15 protein-coding genes and 1 pseudogene are annotated in these 18926 nt (G+C 66.6%); 2 read left to right on the top strand and 14 right to left on the bottom strand.

Annotation, left to right across the window (positions count from 1 at the left end):
- Positions 1-46 precede the first annotated feature (46 nt).
- From ACV22V_RS19540 to ACV22V_RS19490, 11 genes are all read right to left on the bottom strand, one after another.
- Complete coding sequence (locus tag ACV22V_RS19540; RefSeq protein WP_448015173.1) at positions 47-1954, bottom strand: feruloyl-CoA synthase; 1908 nt, start codon at positions 1952-1954, stop codon at positions 47-49.
- On the bottom strand, positions 1951-3399 hold the full coding sequence (locus ACV22V_RS19535; protein ID WP_059689240.1) for an aldehyde dehydrogenase: 1449 nt from the start codon (positions 3397-3399) through the stop codon (positions 1951-1953). The genes ACV22V_RS19540 and ACV22V_RS19535 overlap by 4 nt, the downstream gene beginning before the upstream one ends.
- A gap of 47 nt (positions 3400-3446) precedes the next feature.
- Entirely contained in the window at positions 3447-4277 is an 831-nt protein-coding gene (locus tag ACV22V_RS19530; RefSeq protein ID WP_059448873.1) for a p-hydroxycinnamoyl CoA hydratase/lyase, read from the bottom strand.
- A gap of 230 nt (positions 4278-4507) precedes the next feature.
- A complete protein-coding gene (locus tag ACV22V_RS19525; protein ID WP_059698158.1) occupies positions 4508-5011 on the bottom strand; it encodes a MarR family winged helix-turn-helix transcriptional regulator in 504 nt (167 codons plus the stop codon).
- A 171-nt stretch (positions 5012-5182) separates the two neighbouring features.
- Positions 5183-6082, bottom strand: a complete 900-nt coding sequence (locus ACV22V_RS19520) for an SMP-30/gluconolactonase/LRE family protein (protein WP_448015170.1) — start codon at positions 6080-6082, stop codon at positions 5183-5185.
- Positions 6083-6133: 51 nt separating this feature from the next.
- Positions 6134-7153, bottom strand: coding sequence for an L-arabinose ABC transporter permease AraH (gene araH / locus ACV22V_RS19515; RefSeq protein WP_044847378.1), 1020 nt, complete (start codon positions 7151-7153; stop codon positions 6134-6136).
- Between the two features lie 25 nt (positions 7154-7178).
- Complete coding sequence (araG, locus tag ACV22V_RS19510) at positions 7179-8720, bottom strand: L-arabinose ABC transporter ATP-binding protein AraG (RefSeq protein ID WP_059529121.1); 1542 nt, start codon at positions 8718-8720, stop codon at positions 7179-7181.
- A gap of 20 nt (positions 8721-8740) precedes the next feature.
- On the bottom strand, positions 8741-9745 hold the full coding sequence (locus tag ACV22V_RS19505) for an arabinose ABC transporter substrate-binding protein (RefSeq protein WP_059689237.1): 1005 nt from the start codon (positions 9743-9745) through the stop codon (positions 8741-8743).
- 81 nt (positions 9746-9826) lie between these two features.
- On the bottom strand, positions 9827-10756 hold the full coding sequence (locus ACV22V_RS19500; RefSeq protein ID WP_059689236.1) for a Gfo/Idh/MocA family protein: 930 nt from the start codon (positions 10754-10756) through the stop codon (positions 9827-9829).
- 24 nt (positions 10757-10780) lie between these two features.
- Positions 10781-11710, bottom strand: a complete 930-nt coding sequence (locus tag ACV22V_RS19495) for a dihydrodipicolinate synthase family protein (protein ID WP_059528961.1) — start codon at positions 11708-11710, stop codon at positions 10781-10783.
- Between the two features lie 101 nt (positions 11711-11811).
- The gene (locus ACV22V_RS19490; RefSeq protein WP_059528963.1) at positions 11812-13563 is read right to left on the bottom strand and encodes an IlvD/Edd family dehydratase; all 1752 of its coding nucleotides are present in this window, start codon (positions 13561-13563) and stop codon (positions 11812-11814) included.
- 114 nt (positions 13564-13677) lie between these two features.
- Here ACV22V_RS19490 and ACV22V_RS19485 point away from each other — a divergent pair, with 114 nt between their 5' ends.
- Complete coding sequence (locus ACV22V_RS19485) at positions 13678-14628, top strand: LysR substrate-binding domain-containing protein (protein ID WP_448015167.1); 951 nt, start codon at positions 13678-13680, stop codon at positions 14626-14628.
- 91 nt (positions 14629-14719) lie between these two features.
- Here ACV22V_RS19485 and ACV22V_RS19480 read toward each other — a convergent pair whose 3' ends face one another.
- Positions 14720-14971 carry a transposase gene (locus tag ACV22V_RS19480; protein ID WP_448015318.1) on the bottom strand — a complete coding sequence of 84 codons (252 nt, stop codon included), beginning with the start codon at positions 14969-14971 and terminating at the stop codon, positions 14720-14722.
- Positions 14972-15534: 563 nt separating this feature from the next.
- Entirely contained in the window at positions 15535-15690 is a 156-nt protein-coding gene (locus tag ACV22V_RS19475) for a hypothetical protein (RefSeq protein WP_448015166.1), read from the bottom strand.
- Positions 15691-16132: 442 nt separating this feature from the next.
- On the opposite strand from ACV22V_RS19475, the gene ACV22V_RS19470 reads away from it, so the two are divergent.
- Positions 16133-17314: a DUF937 domain-containing protein gene (locus ACV22V_RS19470; protein ID WP_448015164.1), complete on the top strand. Its 1182-nt coding sequence runs from the start codon at positions 16133-16135 to the stop codon at positions 17312-17314.
- Between the two features lie 641 nt (positions 17315-17955).
- Here the strand turns inward: ACV22V_RS19470 and ACV22V_RS19465 are convergent.
- A pseudogene (locus ACV22V_RS19465) lies at positions 17956-18712 on the bottom strand (IS5 family transposase).
- Between the last annotated feature and the right edge of the window lie 214 nt (positions 18713-18926).

The following is an 18926-nucleotide window of genomic DNA, read 5'->3' as shown; positions in this document are numbered from 1 at the left end:
AGGTCGTTGTCGCTGCTTGCTTCGGTTTGCTTCGGTTGGCTTGCGCCTACGCGTAAATCACGTCGGGATCGCGCCGCGCCGGGTCGTACAGCGCGTCGATCGTCGCCGCGCGATGCTTCTGCACGGCCGCCTGGTTCAGCGAACCCTTGTCGGTCACTTCACCGAGATCGAGCGACGGTGGCGTATCGATCAGCCGGATGCGCGCGACGAACGTCGAACCGCCGCTTGCATGCCGGTTCAGCACGGCAAGCCACGACGCGAACGCCGCGCGCACGGCCGGCGCGCGCAGCACGTCGGAAACCGGTGCATCGGCTGCGAGCCCCGCCAGCGCGCGGCATGCGTCGATGCGCGGAAACACCAGCAGCCCGATGTCGTCGCGGTTGATCCCGGTGACGACCACGTCCTGCACGTACGGCGCGCCGCTCGACACCGCGTTCGCCCGCAACGGCCCGACGCTGACGAAGGTGCCGCTGCTCAGCTTGAAATCCTCGGTCAGCCGGCCGTCGAACAGCAGCCCGAGTTCCGGCCGCTCGGGATCGGCGAAGACCCCCGCGTCGCCGCTGCGGTAATAACCCTCGTCGTCGAATACGTCGCGCGGATCGACGTCGGCATGCCAGTAGCCGCGCATCACGTTCGGCCCCTTGAAGCGCAGTTCGAGCTTGCCGCCGCACGGCACGAGCTTCGCGTCGCAGCCGGGTGCGGGCAGGCCGATGTAGCCGGCGCGCATCAGCGGCCCGGTCGTGAACAGGCACGACGGCGACGCCTCCGTCATCCCGAGGCCGGCCATGATCCGGATGCGCTCGCCGCAATGCGCGTCGGTCACGCGGTCGAGCCGGTCCCACGCGGCCTGCGACAGCCCCGCGCCGCCGAAGAAATACAGCTTCACACGCGAGAAGAACGTGTCGCGCAGCACGGCATCGCGTTCGAGCGCGGCGGTCAGCTCTTCCCAGCCCTTCGGCACGTTGAAGTAGATCGTCGGCGCGATCTCGCGCAGGTTGCCCACGGTTTCGTCGAAGCGGCCCGGCACCGGGCGGCCGTCGTCGATGTACAGCGTGCCGCCGTTGTACAGCGCGATGCCGAGGTTGTGACTGCCGCCGAACGTGTGATTCCACGGCAGCCAGTCGACCAGCACCGGCGGTTCGCGCGTCAGCTCGGGCATCGTCTGGCGCAGCATCTGCTGGTTGCTGCACAGCATCCGGTGCGTGGTCGGCACGGCCTTCGGCTGCTTCGTCGACCCCGACGTAAACAGGATCTTCGCGAGATGATCGGGGCCGATCGCTTCATGGATCGCGTCGATCGTGCGCGGAACGGTCGCGAGCAGGCGCGACAGCGGCACGACGCGGCCCGCCGCGGCGCCATCGGCATCCGCATCGCTCGCGACGATCAGCGCCGCATCGGCCGGCAGCGTCGCGTCGAGCGCACGCGCGAACGGCGCGCGCTCGGCGACGAACACCGCGCCCGGCCGCAGCACGCCGAGCGTGTGACGCAGCTTGCCGTAATCGGTCGACACCAGCGAATACGCGGGCGAGATCGGCGCATACGGCACGCCGGCCAGCATCGCCGCGAACATCAGCTGCAGATGCTCGAGATCGTTGCCGGACAGCACCGCGAGCGGTCGCTCGACCGACAGCCCGAGATCGACGAGGCCCTGGCCGAGCGTGCGGGCGCGTTCGAGCATCTGCGCGTAAGTGATCTCGATCCAGCGGCCGTCGGCGCCGCGCCGCGCGGCGAGCACGCGGTCGGGATGCGCGTGCGCGCCGCGCACGAGGCAGTCGGTCAGGCGCGTCGGGTAGTCGCCGAGCGGTTCGCGCGAGCGCAGGTACCACGTGCCGTTTTCCGCGCGACGAATCTCGGCCGCGCCGACCGCGACGGCCGCCGCGCGATAGCGCACGCCGCCGGTGTCGTTCGCCGGCCCGCTTACGGGCGTCGCAACATTCATCGTCGGCTCGCTCATATCGGGTAGTGACGCGGTGTGGTCTGCACGGTGATCCAGCGCAGCTCGGTGAATTCGGCGATCGACGCGCGGCTGCCGAAGCGGCCGTAGCCGCTCGCTTTCGTGCCGCCGAACGGCATCTGCGCCTCGTCGTGCACGGTCGGCCCGTTGATGTGGCAGATCCCCGATTCGATCCGGCGCGCGACCGTCATCGCGCGTGCGATATCGCGGCTGAACACGCTCGCCGACAGCCCGAACTCGCTGTCGTTCGCGAGCGCGACCGCTTCGTCGTCGCTGTCCGCGCGCAGGATCGCCACCACCGGCGCGAACGATTCCTCGCGATACAGCCGCATGTCGCGCGTGACGCCGTCGACGATCGCGGGCTGCATCGTCGCGCCCTCGATCCGGCAGCCGAGCGGCAGGCGCGCACCGTGCGCACGCGCATCCTCGACGAGCGACGCGGCACGCGCGGCCGCGGCCGCATCGACCATCGTGCCGAGCGCATGGCCCGCCAGCGGATCGCCGGCGACCAGCGAGCGCGCCTTGTCGGCCAGCCGTTCGACGAGCGCATCGGCGATCGGCCGCGCGGCGATCACGCGCTCGGTCGACATGCAGATCTGCCCCTGGTTGAAGAACGCGCCGAATGCGATCGCATCGACGGCCGCATCGAGATCGGCATCGTCGAGCACGAGCACCGGCGCCTTGCCGCCGAGTTCGAGCAGCACGGGTTTCAGGTGCGCGGCCGCATGGCGCGCGATGATGCGCCCGACGTGCGTGGAGCCGGTGAAGTTGATCCGCTTCACGTGCGGATGCGCGATCAGCCGCTCGACGAGTTCGGGCGCATCGGCCGCCGCGTGCGTGATCACGTTCACGACGCCCGCGCCGAGCCCGGCCTCCTCCAGCACCGCGCCGATCAGCGCGTGCACGCCCGGGCATGCTTCGGACGCCTTCAGCACGACCGTGTTGCCGCATGCGAGCGGCATCGCCAGCGCGCGCGTGCCGAGGATCACCGGCGCGTTCCACGGCGCGATGCCGAGCACGACGCCGCACGGCACGCGCATCGCCAGCGCGAGATTGCCGGGCACGTCGGACGGGATCACGTCGCCGTCGATCTGCGTCGTCATCGACGCGGCCTCGCGCAGCATGTTCGCCGCGAGCGTCACGTTGAAGCCGAGCCAGCCGGGCGTCGCGCCGGTTTCGGCGACGCCGGTCGCGATGAACGCGTCGATGCGCGCATCCATCAGGTCCGCGGCCTTCAGCAGGCGGCGGCGCCGTTCGGTCGGCGCGAGCGCCGCCCATGCGGGGAACGCGCGATGCGCGGCTTCGATCGCCGCGTCGGCGTCGGCCGGGCCGGCCGCCGGCGCGCGCGACGCGAGCGCGCCCGTCGCGGGGTTGAATCGGTCGAAGGTTCGGCCGTCGCGGGCGGTGCACCACTCGCCGGCGATCAGCATCCGTCTGTCGGTCATGTCGTCTCCTGCCTTGCCTGTTTCTGTCGGTTGCGTCGGCGCTTGTATCAGCGCTTGTATGCCTGCAGGCCCGGCTTGATCGTCTTGTCGTCGAGGAACTGCTTCAGCCCCTGCTCGCGGCCGCGCTCCGGATCGCGCAGCTGCGCCTGGTCGAGCTTCGCATACAGGTAATCCTCGCACTGCTCCCACGTGAGTTCGCGCGAACGCTTGAAGCCGTGCTTCGCCGCGCGCAGCACGACCGGGTTCTTGTCCATCAGCCGCGCGGCGAGCGCGATCGTCGCGTCGCGCAGGCCGGCCAGCGGCACGCTGCTGTTCACGAGGCCCATTTCGGCTGCCTCGACACCGGTGAACGTGTCGCCGGTCATGATGTAGTGCAGTGCGCGACGATGCCCGACCGTGTCCGCCATCGCCTTGCTGACGAGGTTGCCCGGCGGGATGCCCCAGTTGATTTCGGACAGCCCGAACACCGCTTCGTCCGCCGCGATCGCGAGGTCGCACGCGACGAGCGGCGAGAAGCCGCCGCCGAAACACCAGCCGTTCACCATCGCGATCGTCGGCTTGTTGTACATCCGCAGGCGGCGCCACTGCCATTCCGACGCGTCGCGCCGCACCTTTTCCTGCAGCGCGTCGGAGCCGCCGTCGATCTCGCGGAAATATTCCTTCAGATCCATGCCGGCCGTCCACGCGGCGCCCGCGCCGGTCAGCACCAGCACCTTCGCCTCGTCGTCGAATTCGACCGCGTCGAGGACCTCCAGCATCTCCCGGTTCAGCGTCGGGCTCATTGCGTTGCGCTTCTCGGGGCGATTCAGCGTGACCCACGCGATGCCGGCCTCCACTTTCACTTCAACGGTCTGCCAGCGGTTGTCGTACTTGCTCATGTCTGTTCCTGTCGTTCGTTCCTGTGCGATTCGGTGCGCAGCATTCCTGCTGCGGACGGCTTCATTTAATATCAGGCTACCTGATATTGCAAGCGGCACGAGCGCCGGTGTAAACCCGGAGCGGAAAGCGGCGGCGACGCTGGAATCGGGGAACGGTCAGGCGACCGGCGAGCAGGCGGGAACGCGAACACGGGCCGCACGGGCCCGTGTCGTGAAGGTTCGGGAAAGGGTCAGCGGCGCAGGTTGCGCGCGAACAGTTCGAGCGTGCGCTGCACGTGCGTGGCGTCGTCGATGGAGACGTCGCCGAGCATCCGCGTCTCGAGCGGACGCAGCACGGCTTCGCATTCGCGCAGCATCGCCGCGCCTTCGTCGGTCAGCGTCAGCAGGATGATGCGGCCGTGCGACGGGTCGGCTTCGCGCGTGACGAAACCGCGGGCGGCCATCACGCTCATCACCTCGTTCGCCGATTGCGGCGTGATGAACGAGCGTTCCGCGAGTTGCGCGTTCGACGACGCGCCGCGAGCCTCGAGCACCGACAGCGCCGTGTATTGCGCGAGCGTGATGCCGAGCGGCGCGAGCGCGTCGGTCATGTGGCGGCGCAGCAGCCGTTCGAGACTGCCGACCACATAGGTCAGGCGCTGCGGCACGCGGGCCTTCTGCTTGTCGCCCGTCGCGCGGGCGGCGTTCTTCGCGGCGTTTTTCGGGTTCGCGGGCTTGGTCGGTGCGGAACTCATGGTGCGGGCAGGATGGAATTGCGGGCCATCTTACCAGCACGTCGGGGAGCGAACGGCGTGTTCCGGCACGCCGGATCGCCTCCGTGCGCGCGTGCATGCGCGGCCGACCGCGCGCCGGATCGCCTGGCTCGCTGCGTCGGACGCATCCCATGAACGGGATCCGACACGCGGTCAGCCGCGCGGCGCCCCCGCGAATCTTGCGGTCGGCAGCCCCGTGTAGCGCGTCCGGGCGACGAATACGCCGCCGGCGTGCGCATCGCTCGCCAGCGCGTCGTCGCTCAACCCGACGCGCGCGCTCGTCACGTACAGCCGGCCTTCGCCGTCGAGCGTCACGCAGCTCGGCTGCGCGGTCGGCACGGTCACGCGGTCCGTCTCGACGCCGTCCGGCCCGTAGCGCACCACGCGCCGGCCGCCCCACTGCGCGTTCCACAGCCCGCCGTCGCGATCCATCGTCGAGCCGTCCGGGTCGCCGTCCGCATCGGTCAGTCGCGCGAACGGCCGCGCGTTGGCCACGTCGCCGCCCGCGCGGTAATCGCAGACGAAAATCTCGCGCACCATCGAATCGCAGAACGTCATCTTCGTGCCGTCCGGCGAGAACGCGATGCTGTTCGCGATCGCCGCCGCCGGCAATGCAAGCCGTTCGAGCGTGAGGTCCGGATTGAGCCGGTAGAAGCCGCCGACCGCGCGCGGCGGGTCGCCGCCTTCGTCCTTCATCCCGAACACGAACGCGCCGAACGGATCGCAGCGGCCGTCGTTCAGCCGCGTCGGCAGATCGGGTTCGACGTCGACGATCCGCGTGAATTCGCCGCTGCGCAGATCGAAGAACGCGAAATGCGTCGCGAGCCCGACGAGCAGCACATGCGGCTCGTGCGTCAGCGCGAAGCACGCGAGCCGCTCCGGCATCGGCCACTGCGCGAGGTCCGAGCCGTCCGCGCGGCAGCGCCACAGCCGCGCGCCTTCGATGTCCGTCCAGTACAGCGCGTGCGTCGCGTCGCACCACGTCGCGCCTTCGCCGAGCGTGTTGCGGCTGTCGACGAGCAGCGCCGCCGCGCCCGGATCAATCTGTTGCATGCCGTCTCCCGATATCTGTCGCCTTCGCGGGCGGACGCGCGTTCGTCAGGGTCAGATCTTCATCGCGCGCCGCTGGTTGCGACGATACTGGTCGAACAGCACCGCGAGCAACAGAATTCCGCCGCGTATCAGATATTGGTAAAAGGTCGGCACGTTCAGCAGGCTCATCGCGTCCTGCACGGAACCCATGATCAGCACGCCGACCAGCACGCCGGAAATCGTCGCGACGCCGCCCGTCAGCGACACGCCGCCGAGCACGCACGCGGAGATCACGCCGAGTTCGAGGCCGACCGACGTCTTCGGATCGCCGAGGCTCATCCGCGACGCGAGCATCACGCCGGCGAAGCCGGTCACGAGCCCCTGCAGCACGAACACCGCGATCTTGATGCGCATCACCGGCAGCCCCGCGAGCAGCGCGGCCTCGCCGTTGCCGCCGACGGCCAGCACGTTCTTGCCGAACACGGTCTTGCGCAGGAGGAAGCCGAACACGACGAAGCCGACGATGTTGCTCCAGATCGGATACGAAATGCCGAGGAACGACCCGCCGCCGAGATCGAAGAAGCGCTCCTCGGAAATCATCACCGCGTCGCCGTTCGACGTGATGAACGCGAGCCCGCGCACGACTTCCATCATCGCGAGCGTGACGATCAGCGAATTGATCCGCCAGCGCGCGATCAGCACGCCGTTGACGAGCCCGACCGCGCCGCCCGCGAGCACGCCGGCCGCGATACCGAGCACGACGCTGTGCGTCGCGGTGATCAGCGTCGACGCGACGACGCCCGAGAACGCGACGATCGACGCGACCGACAGGTCGACTTCGCCGAGCGCGAGCACGAACATCATCGTCACCGCGATCGAGCCGATCAGCGTGACCGACAGCAGCAGGCCCTGGATGTTGCGCGGCGTGAGGAAGTCCGGCACGGTCAGCGACAGCGTCGCGAACAGCACGAGGAACACCATCACGATGCCGGAGCGGTTGATCAGTTGCCACACGCCGCCGCGCGCTCGCGCGGGCGCGGCCGCGGCATCCGGGGACGGGGAAGTACGTTGGGGTTGCATTGCCTGGCTCATATCGGTTGCTTTCCGGTTGACTGCGCTAGCGCGGCAGCGCGAGCTTGATCAGCGCATCGGGCGTCGCCTGCGCCTTCGCGATCTCGCCCGCGATCCGCCCTTCCTTCATCACGACGATGCGGTCCGACACGCCGATCACCTCGGCCAGGTCGCTCGACACGATGATCACCGTGCGGCCCGCTTCCGCGAGCTCGTAGAACAGGTTGTAGATTTCCGCGCGCGCGCCGACGTCGATGCCGCGCGTCGGCTCGTCCATCAGGAACACGTCGATGCGCTCGGCCAGCCAGCGCGCGAGCACGACCTTCTGCTGGTTGCCGCCCGACAGCGCGCCGATCGGCGTCTCGCCGTCGCGGGTCTTGATCGCGAGCCGCTCGATGTAGCGTTGCGCGAGTTCGCGTTCGCGCCGCGCGTCGAGCAGCACGCGCGCCGGGCTGAAATGGCGGCGCGCGCTGATGTTCAGGTTGTCGGCGACCGATGCGATCGCGACGATGCCTTCCTGCTTGCGGTCCTCCGGGCACAGTGCGATGCCGGCACGCACCGCGTCGCGCGGGCTCGCGAACGCGACGCGCTTGCCGCCCAGCTCGACGTGCCCGCCGCTCGGGCGCGCCGCGCCGTACAGCAGCTTCATCAGCTCCGAACGCCCCGCGCCGACGAGCCCGAAGAAGCCGACGATCTCGCCGCGCCGCGCCGCGAACGACACCGGCTCGGACAGGCCGGGCCCCATCAGCCCCTTCGCCTCGATCAGCACGTCGCCGGCCGTGCGCGGCCGGTAGCCGTACACGTCCTCGATCGAGCGGCCGACCATGCAGCCGATCAGCCGGTCCCGGTCGAGATCGGCGACGGATTCGAACGTCTCGATCCGACGGCCGTCGCGGAATACCGTCACGCGGTCGCACAGCGCGTCGACTTCCTCCATCCGGTGCGTGACGTAGATGATCGCGCGGCCTTCCGCCCGCAGCGAACGGATGATGCGGAACAGCTGCGTGGTCTCGCGCGCGGACAGCGAGCTGGTCGGTTCGTCGAATGCGATCACGCGCGCGTCGCGCATCAGCGCCTTGCCGATCTCGATCATCTGGCGCTGGCCGATCGACAGATACTTCACCGGAATGTCCGGATCGATATGCTCGCCGAGCCGCTCGAGCGCATCGAGCGCGCGCACCGCAAGCGCACGTTCGTCGACCACGCCGAGCCGGCTCGGCAACTGGCCGAGCATCAAGTTCTCCGCGACCGTCAGCTCGGGCACCAGATGCAGCTCCTGGTAGATGATCGCGATGCCGGCCTCGAGCGCGGCGCGCGTCGACGCGAAGCGCTGCACCGTGCCGTTCAGCGTCAGCGTGCCGGCCTGCGGCTGGTTGACGCCGGACAGCACCTTCAGCAGCGTCGACTTGCCCGCGCCGTTCTCGCCCATCAGCCCGTGCACTTCGCCCGCGCGCACCGACAGCGACACGCCGTCGAGCGCGCGCACGCCCGGGAACGTCACGGTGATGCCGTCGAGCGCGAGCAGCGCATCGCCGGACGTGGCCGCGTCGTCGTGGTCGGACACGGCCGTCATCGTCTGCATCGTCATCGCGTCGTCGCCCCGCACGCTCAGATGCCGAGCTCGGTGCGCACGGCCTGCCAGTTCGTGCGCGTCATCAGCTTGCCGCTCGTCTGCGTGTCGGCGGGCGGCGTCTTGCCGTTACGGATCCAGTCGACGAGGTTCTGCGTGCTGTCCTTGCCGTGGTTCGTCGAGCTGACCGCGATCGTTCCGTAGAAGCCGGTCGGTTCCTTCTTCTGGAATTCGGCGAACGCCTCGCCCGCGCCGTTGATGCCGACGCCGATCACGTCGGCCGCCGGGATGTGCAGCTGTTCGGTCGCGCGCACCGCGCCGAGCACGGTTTCCTCGTTCAGCGCGAAGACCACCCATTTCTTCACGTTCGGATGGCGCGAGAGCACCGGGAAGGCCGCCTCGAGGCCGCCGCTGTCGTCGGTCGTCTTCTGCGGCGCGTCGAAGATGTTCTCCTTGCGAAAGCCGTTCGCGAGCAGCGCCTGCGTCGCGCCGTCGGTGCGCAGCTTCGCCGTCGGCAGCTCGTAGTTGGTGATGCGCAGCGCGCCGACTTCCTCGGGCTTCCAGCCGCGCCGCTTCATCTCGTCGGCGATCGCCTGGCCGACCTGGTTGCCGATCTTGGTCGCCGACATCCCGAGGTGCGGCACGTTCGTGAGCGGCTTGCCGGTCGAGTCGACGAGCTGGTCGTCGACCGTCACGAACTTCATGTTGTAGCGCTTCGCGCGCGCGGCGATCGCCGGCCCGAGGCGCACGTCGGGCGCGCAGATCACGAAGCCCTGCGCGCCTTGCGAGTTGAGGTTGTCGATCGCGGCCAGCACCTTCTCGCCGTCCGGCGTGCCGATCTTCACGACCGAGAAGTTTTCCTTCTGGCCCAGCGCGGACGCCGCGTTCTGCTCGTTGATGAACCATGCCTGCTCGGGCATCTTCACCAGGAAGCCGATCTTCAGCGGCGCGTCGGCGTGCGCCGCGCCGTGCATCCCGAGCGGCGCAATGCAAAGCGCGGCCAGCAGCGCGCGCAGGGTGTGTCGGCGAATCGTGCGGTTCATGCGGTGTCTCCTTGTATTGGCTTGGGTCTTCAACTACCGTCGTGCGCGGTCGCGCTCGCGATGGCGCGCGCCGGCACGGTGTCAGCGGCCGAACGCGTCGGTCCCGACGCGCCGCCCGAACAGAAACGCATCGGCGACGAGCCGCAACGGCCGCACGTCGACGTCGCTTTCGCCGCGCGCGATCAGCGCGCGGAACTGCGCATACAGCGCCGGATACTCGCGCTGCGGCCCGATCTCGACCGGCTCGCCGCCGATCGACAATTGCGCGCCGCCGCGGCTGATCGCGAGCACGCCGTCCGACGTGTCGACCGCGATCTCCCATTGCTCGACCGGGCCGTGCCGCCAGTCGAATTCCGCGCGCACGGGCACGCCTTCCGTATCGGCGCAATCGAGTTCGGCGGCGATCGGCATCTGCGCGTCGCTCGGCACGTAGAGCGTCGCCTCGCGCAACACGAGTTCGCGCGGCAGGATCCGCGTGACGATCGACAACGCGTTGATGCCGGGATCGAACACGCCGAGGCCGCCGGGTTCCCAGATCCACTGCTGGCCCGGATGCCAGCGCCGCACATCTTCCTTCCAGCGCACCTGCACCGCGCGGATCGTGCGCGTCGCGAGCCATGCGCGCGCCGGTTCCACCGCGCTCGCGCAGCGCGAATGCCAGGTCGCGAACAGCGTGAGGCCGCGTTCGCGCGCGAGCGCGTCGAGCGCGGCCACTTCGCCGAGCGTCGCGCCCGGCGGCTTCTCGAGCATCACGTGCTTGCCGGCTTCGAGCGCGGCGCGCGCCTGCGCGTAGCGCACCTGCGGCGGCGCGCACAGCGACACCGCGTCGAGTTCGGGCTCGGCGGCCAGCAGCGCGCGCAGGTCCTGATAATTGCGCACGCCGCTGACTTCCGCGTGACGGCTCGCGCACGCGGTCAGCACGAAACCCGGTTCGGCGGCGATCGCCGGCAGGTGCTGGTCGCGCGCGATCTTGCCGATCCCGATCACGCCCAGCGAAATCACGTTGCTCATCTGCGTTCCTCCTTCGCCACTTGCTCAGTGCGCCCAGCGCAGCACGAGCGGATCGAGCCGGCGCGCGATCGCGATCAGCTCCGCGCGCGTGTCCGGATGCAGTTCCGGCATCGGATGCCGCGGCCGCTCGCACGCGATCACGCCGCCTTCGCGCATCAGCGCCTTCGCGGTGAGGATCCCGGACTGGCGGTTCTCGTGATTGATCAGCGGCAGCCACGCCTGATAGCGCGCGAACGCATCGTCGTGCCGCCCTTCGCGGAAGGCTTCGAGGATCGGCCGGATGCCGTCCGGAAACCCGCCGCCCGTCATCGCGCCGGTCGCGCCGGCATGCAGGTCGGCGAGCAGCGTGATCGCTTCCTCGCCGTCCCACGGCCCTTCGATCGCGTCGCCGCCGAGCCGGATCAACTCGCGCAGCTTGTTCGCCGCGCCGGGCGTCTCGATCTTGAAGTACGCGACCTGCTCGATCTCGCGCGCCATCCGCGCAAGGAACGGCGCGGACAACGCGGTGCCGCTCGCCGGCGCGTCCTGGATCATGATCGGGATGTCGATCGCGTCCGACACGCGCGCGAAGAAGTCGAAGATCTGCGCTTCGGGCACGCGGAACGTCGCGCCGTGATACGGCGGCATCGCCATCACCATCGACGCGCCGAGCTGCTGCGCGCGCAGGCTGCGCGCGGCGCACACCTGCGTGCCGTAGTGCGACGTCGTGACGATCACCGGCACGCGGCCGGCGACGTGTTCGAGGATCGTGCGCGTGAGCACGTCGCGTTCGTCGTCGGTGATCGCGAATTGCTCGGAGAAGTTCGCGAGGATGCACAAGCCGTCGGAGCCCGCGTCGATCATGAAGTCGACCGCGCGCTTCTGGCTCGCGAGGTCGAGCTCGCCGGTGTCGGAAAACGTCGTCGGGACGACGGGAAAGATGCCGCGATAACGCGGCGTGCTGCTCGATGTCATGGTTCGGTCCTGCGTCGGCCTCGAGGCGAGGCCATCAAGCGTTCACGGTTTCGTATCGCCACTTCGCGTCGCGCGGGCCATCGCCCGCGCCCGCCTGCCGCTCAATGCGAATGACTCGGCACGTCGGCACCGCGCATGCCGACCAGGAAGTCGAGGTCGCACCCCTCGTCGGCCTGCAGCACGTGATCGATGTACAGCCGCGCGTAGCCGCCCTTGCCGAGCTGGCCGGCCACGCCGGGCGCCGCGGTCGGATCGACGTCCGACAGGCGGCGCTGCAGTTCGTCGTCCGTAATGTCCAGGTGCAGCGTGCCGGCATCGCAGTCGAGTTCGATCCAGTCGCCGTTGCGCACGGCGGCCAGCGGCCCGCCCGCGGCGGCTTCCGGCGCGACGTGCAGCACCACCGTGCCGTAAGCCGTGCCGCTCATCCGCGCATCCGAGATCCGCACCATGTCCTTGACGCCCTGGCGCAGCAGCTTCGGCGGCAGCCCCATGTTGCCGACCTCGGCCATCCCCGGATACCCGCGCGGCCCGCAGTTCTTCAGCACCAGCACCGAGCTGGCATCGACGTCGAGCGCTTCGTCGTTGATCGTCGCCTTGTAGTGATCGAGATTCTCGAACACCACCGCGCGGCCGCGATGCTTCAGCAGCTCGGGGCTCGCCGCCGACGGCTTCAGGACCGCGCCGCGCGGCGCGAGATTGCCGCGCAGGATGCAGATGCCGCCGTCCGCGATCAGCGGCCGGTCGAGCGGACGGATCACCTCGTCGTCGTAGTTCGGCGCTTCGCGCACGTTGTCCCACAGCGACTTGCCGTTGACCGTCAGCGCGTCCGGGTGCGGCAGCAGCCCGCCTTCGCCGAGCCGGCGCAGCACGGCCGGCAGCCCGCCCGCGTAATAGAACTCCTCCATCAGGAAGCGCCCGGACGGCATCAGGTCGACGATCGTCGGCGTGTCGCGGCCGATGCGCATCCAGTCCTCCAGCTCGAGCGGCACGCCGATGCGGCCCGCGATCGCCTTCAGGTGGATCACCGCGTTGGTCGAGCCGCCGATCGCCGCATTCGCGCGGATCGCGTTCTCGAACGCGGCGCGCGTCAGGACCTTCGACAGCACGAGCCCTTCGAGCGCCATCTCGACGATGCGGATGCCGGACATGTGCGCGAGCACGTAGCGGCGCGAATCGACGGCCGGAATAGCGGCGTTGTGCGGCAGCGCGACGCCGAGCGCCTCGGCCATGCACGCCATCGTCGACGCGGTGCCCATCGTGTTGCAGGTGCCGGCCGAGCGCGACATCCCGGCCTCGGCCGACAGGAAGTGGTGCAGGTCGATCTCGCCCGCCTTCAGCGATTCATGCAACTGCCACACGGCCGTGCCCGAGCCGATGTTCTTGCCTTCGAGCTTGCCGTTCAGCATCGGCCCGCCCGACACGACGATCGCCGGCACGTCGCAGCTCGCCGCGCCCATCAGCAGCGCCGGGGTCGTCTTGTCGCAGCCGGCGAGCAGCACGACCGCGTCGATCGGGTTGCCGCGGATCGCTTCCTCGACGTCCATCGACGCGAGATTGCGCGTGAGCATCGCCGACGGCCGCAGGTTCGATTCGCCGTTCGAGAACACCGGGAACTCGACCGGGAAGCCGCCGGCTTCCGAGATCCCGCGCTTCACGTGCTCGGCGAGCTTGCGGAAGTGCGCATTGCACGGCGTCAGTTCGGACCACGTGTTGCAGATGCCGATGATCGGCCGGCCGTCGAACTCGTGATCGGGGATGCCCTGGTTCTTCATCCAGCTCCGGTACATGAAGCCATTCTTGTCGTTCGTGCCGAACCATTGGGTGGAGCGCAGCCTGGGTTTTGTTGCCGACATCGTCAGTCCTGTGGTGACGGGATACCGGCGCAGTCTAGGCAGAATTTTGATAACTGGCTAATGACGTTTTAGGCGATTACGATATCGATTCCGATATCGATATAAACCCGTACGATGCAAGAAGCCAGCCCGTGGGGAAACCGCAACCGCCTGAAGACCCGCCAGCTCCTGCTGCTCGTCGCGCTCGCCGACGAAGGCAGCATTCACCGCGCGGCGGCCGCGCTGAACATGACGCAGCCGGCCGCGTCGAAGCTGCTGCGCGAGCTCGAGGAATCGATCGGCGCGGTGCTGTTCGAGCGCCTGCCGCGCGGGATGCGGCCGACGCTGTATGGCGACGTGCTGATCCGCCACGCGCGCGCGGCGCTCGGCAGCCTCGACCAGGCGCGCGAGGAACTGGCCGCGCTGAAGGCCGGCCATCTCGGGCACGTGGCGGTGGGCGCGATCACGTCGCCGGGGCTGCGGCTCGTGCCGCCGGCCGTCGCCGCGGTGAAGGGCACGCATGCGAACGTGCGCGTGTCCGTCGCGATCGACACGAGTAATGCGCTGCTCGAACACCTCGCGCAGGACAAGCTCGACATCGTGCTCGGCCGGCTGTCCGCCGAGCACGACAAGCTGCACCTGCGCTACGAGCCGCTGACCGGCGAGCCGGTTGCCGCGGTCGTGCGGCCCGGCCATCCGCTGCTCGCGCAGGCGCCGCTGTCGCTCGCCGACGTGCAGCGCGCCGCGTGGGTGATGCCGCCGGCCGGCAGCGTGCTTCGCCACCGCTTCGAGCTCGTGTTCCAGCGCGCGAGCCTGGCGCCGCCCGCGAACGTCGTCGAGACGGCCGCGCTGCTGTTCATCACGCAGCTGATCGAGCAGAGCGACATGATCGCGGTGCTCGCGGAAGATGTCGCGCTGTACTACGCGCGACACGGGATCGTCTCGGTGCTGCCGCTGGAGATGGATTGCCGGATGGACGATTTCGGGATCATCACGCGCACCGACCGGCTGCATTCGCCGGCCGTCGAGGTGATGGCGGATGCGATTCGGGCGGCGGCGAGGGAGGTGTATGGGGTCATGCTGTGACGGGGGCGGCGAGTTCGGTGATGCCTCGGCAGAGCCCTGCCCTCTCGTCGATCGGAACAGTTCCGTCGTGCGAAGAAATAGGCCCTAAAATCTACCTAAAGGCAAACAGACTGAACCGTTGCGCCGTGTTCTTGAGTAGCCCCTTGTAGCGCACCTTGCGATGACGGAACAGGTTCTTGACGACATGAAACGGATGTTCGACCCGCGCGCGGATTTGTGCCTTGGTTCGCTCGAGCGCCACACTCCAGCACTTGACACCAGACTGTAGCGGCCTCGATTGATCCCGATTCTCGATGTAATCATCGTAGTTGCAGCAGTGGCGAGAATCAATCCGATCGCGCACTGACAAAACTTGACTGGATTCCAATGAAACTTCGCAGAGACGGGACTTGCCTACGGCGACGTATTACGGCGTAGTTCCCGGGGTGCCGGCCAGAAACTTTTGCCGGTGAGCGCGCCGTGTTGATGCCGTGGGAGGCACCCTACCCCTCTCGACGAGCGCCAATGTCCTCGGTCGCCCCTCGGCGACGGGAACAATGATCCACAGGCCGTCATAGCGGCGCCGCAGTCAGGTCGGGCTGCGGGCGGCTCAAGACGTGCCTTGGTGATCGCGTGCGCCGTACGGCCGGGTACGCAACGTCTCCCATAGGGTCGTGGCCTCGAGCACGTCAAGCCGGTCAAGCGCCGCGCGACCGAGCGCCGTCAACTCGGCGGTTTCGATCGGCGGGGGCACGTACCGAGACCGTTCCGATACCTGCTGCGACAGTCGAGTCGGCTGGCGGACCCAGACGATCAACCCGATCTGCGCAAGGACGTCGAACAACGGGCCATGCCGATACCGCACCACTTGGCGACGACAAGCATGTCGCAAACTGTCGAGCACAGCCCCATACGAGGGAGTCGAACTCACGGCCACCGCAGCATTCTCCCCAACGCTAACCACACCCCGATCACCGAGCCACACACACCACCGCTCGCGAACAGCGCGCCCCATCCCAATCGGATAAGCCAGGCGGAAAATCGGCCCGATACGGCCGACACGATGTCATTGCTCATCTGCATGTGTGTTCTCGTCTCCAACCGCAGCTCGCTGGACGAGCCGCAAAAGCTACGAGTATCGTCCCACTCTCGGCAGGTCATCACCAGATCGGCGATTTCCGGTACAAGCCGGACGCATGGATCTTCGGGTATGCAGCATTTTAATCCGGGATCGATGCGGGTTGCCCGCAGTGTCAATGATCGTCAATTATTTTGCAGAACTGAGTTGCGCAGCGTTGGCAACGCTTACGTTGCCCGCTCTCAACAGCGACGCCGATTCATTTGTTTTACTGAATTGTTCGACATGGCGAGTACGGATGCCTTAGCAATCTTTGACAGTCGAAAATTTCCGATACCGGTAGATTCGCACCGGAACACACTTCGAACGATGCGGAGTCCCGACATCAATTTGGCAATGTCAACGGATCCTGCGGCGCGACTTGTATCTAACGATGAGGATATCTGGATGGCTCCGATCAATCTTTTGCAATCGCTGGAATCACTGCTCACCGAACCGATTGCACAACAGGCACCGGCTTTTCTCACCGAATCGCGGACGAGTGTGGTCAACGGCGTCGGTGTGGCCCTGTCGAACTTGCTGGGTGCCGTCGTACGGTTTGGCACGACCGCAAATGGAGTGGATTCACTCCTGCGCGTGTTGAGTATGCCGAACGTCGATCCAAGCCTGCTCACGCAGGATCTCGCGGGCATGTTCGCCGGCGGAGCTGCAACGCACAAGCTGATCGATCTTGGCAAGTCGCAACTGGAGCTTCTGTTCGGTGCGAATACAGAGGGTTTTAACGCCGCACTTGCCGAAGCCACCAATCTTGCGTCGAAGCACGCCACACTGCTCACCGGCATGGTGATTCCCTTTGTATTGGCTTCGATCAAACAGGCGGCGACCCGCATGGGGCCGCTCGAGCCATCGGTACTCGGCACTGTACTGGACACTCAAAGTCAGCACTTGGACGGGCGCCTCTCGGAAAAGTTGCTTGGTGTCCTAGGACTCGGCGGCCTTGCTGGCTGGCTCGGCGCGAAAAACAAGCAGCTCGGTGGTGAGATCCGTCCGAATGAAGGCAATACCAATCGCGCTGCGGTGGCCGCCAAACATGATGTAAACAACCGTACGCGGATATGGACACTGCTCGGTTTGCTGTTGCTCGCGCTTTTGGCACTCCTGTCGCTCGGGTTCTGCATGAAGCGCACGCCGAACACGGCACAGCCGACTGAGATCGCGGCGTCAAGCACCGCGACGACGATGGCGAAGGATGCGGCAAGTGCTGTGACGGACGTGATCCCGAAGGGTGCTGGTGTGATTGCCGGGATGCTGGAAGGCAAGCCCGCACTGAAAGTCTTCTTCGATTTCGGCAAAGCCGACCTGCCTGTCGATTTCACCGACAAGGTGAAAGACGTGCTCACCTATCTCAAGGACAACCCCTCGTCGAGGGTGAGTGTGTCGGGTTTCACGGACTCGAGCGGCGATCCGACGCTGAACGCCGAATTGGCAAGGAAGCGTGCTGAATCCGTCAAGGCCGGGTTGTTGGCGACTGGTATCGACGGATCACGCGTCAGCCTGGATAAACCGGCGAGCGTGAGTGGCGATACGCCGGATGCGGGGAATCGACGCGTCGAAATTCATGTGCAGTAGCGCTGTCTGGATCGCCAGCCCGACGTCGCTTCACTCGAGAGAATTTTGGAGCATGATCTCCCAGTTGCAAGGATGGTCGACGGCGGGGCGCCAGCAGCACACGAAGTATCGTGTGCCGTCAATTTTGAAACTGTCAGTTGATTGGGGCGCCTTTTTGAGCTGACGTGACAATACATGACAGTCACGGCCCGATTTTATCGCTAAGCTGATTCTTGCAACTGCTATCCGGCGTTGTGATGTCCACGTGCTCCTGAGCCGCCAGATTTCCCCGGTCTGGCGGCTCTTTTTCCGAGGCTGCGCGTTTATGGCACGTCCGCTCCGTCCACCTGCCCGGATGGTTAACTTCGTTGTAACGGCGCAGCGATCAGACGGCTCGGTTAAAGGAGTTCCTCGCAAACTGTCGCCGGACCGTATTGGCAGTCGCCGGCAAGAGGCGGGCGGTCGACACTCCATATCATCGAATTCGAATCAAACTATGGTTGAAACAGGCCATGGCGACAAAGCGGCGTTCAACATAGACTGCACGACGGGCGCCGGCTTTTGGCGCAGGACTGCTGCGTTCGGCATCGACAGTATCGTCCTCGGACTCATAGGGATAGCTGCGATTGCGCTTGGCTTCGATTGGCTAGGGCGTGTTCACACTAGCGTAGGGCTTCGACGATCAGGGCAAAGTTGATAAAGGCGATGAACATCAAATCGAGTTTGTCGAAGCGGAGAAGATGCGACGAAAGCCCTTCAACCGCCGAAACAACCGCTCGACTTCGTTGCGACGTTTGTACATTTCCCGGTCGTACTCCCAGGGCTCAACGCGCGTGCTCAACGGAGGAACGACAGGGATAAAGCCGAGAGCGAGCGCGAGTTGCCGGGTTTCATTCCCTTCGTACGCCTTGTCCATCAATAGATGCAGCGGTCGATTCGGCGGCCCCAGGCGTTCGAGCAGTGCACGGCCGTGCGGCGCATCGCCGGCCTGACCGGGAAACAGTGCGAACGTTATGGCTGTTCGAGCATCCGCGGCAACCATATGAATCTTGGTTGTCCATCCTCCGCGAGACTTGCCGATGGCTTGGGGTCCATTTTTTTTAACGCACCGGTACCGTCAGAATGAACCTTCACGATCGTGCTATCCAGCGACACCGCTTCAATGCGAACGCGGATGATCTGTGCGCGCTGCAACTCCGTGAATACTCGGTCCAGTACGCCGTTGCGAGACCAGCGGTTCATGCGCGTGTAGATCGTGTGCCAGCGGCCAAAACGTGGCGGCAGGCCGCGCCATTTACACCCGTGCTCGGCAACATAGAAGATCGCGTTGAGCACTTGCAGGTTCGACAGGCTCACATTACCCCGCTGTCGCGGCAAGCAATGTTCGATCTGTTTGAATTGGGCTTCGGAGATTTCCATCTCCGAAGCATAACCTTAAATTTATGTAGTGTGAACACGCCATGGGGTGTGTTCACACTATCGCAAACCTTCAATGATCAAGGCTAATCAGGCGATGCGCATTCTTGTTCATTCTCGTCGGCGCGGCCCGCGTCCAATCGTTCGTTATTGAGCGCGAGATTACCGAAACGACGTGCAATGACTGTCAAAAATCGCCAAACCATCGAATCGACAC

This window comes from Burkholderia sp. AW33-5 (assembly GCF_053427615.1).
This window is presented reverse-complemented; position numbering and strand designations above follow the sequence as displayed.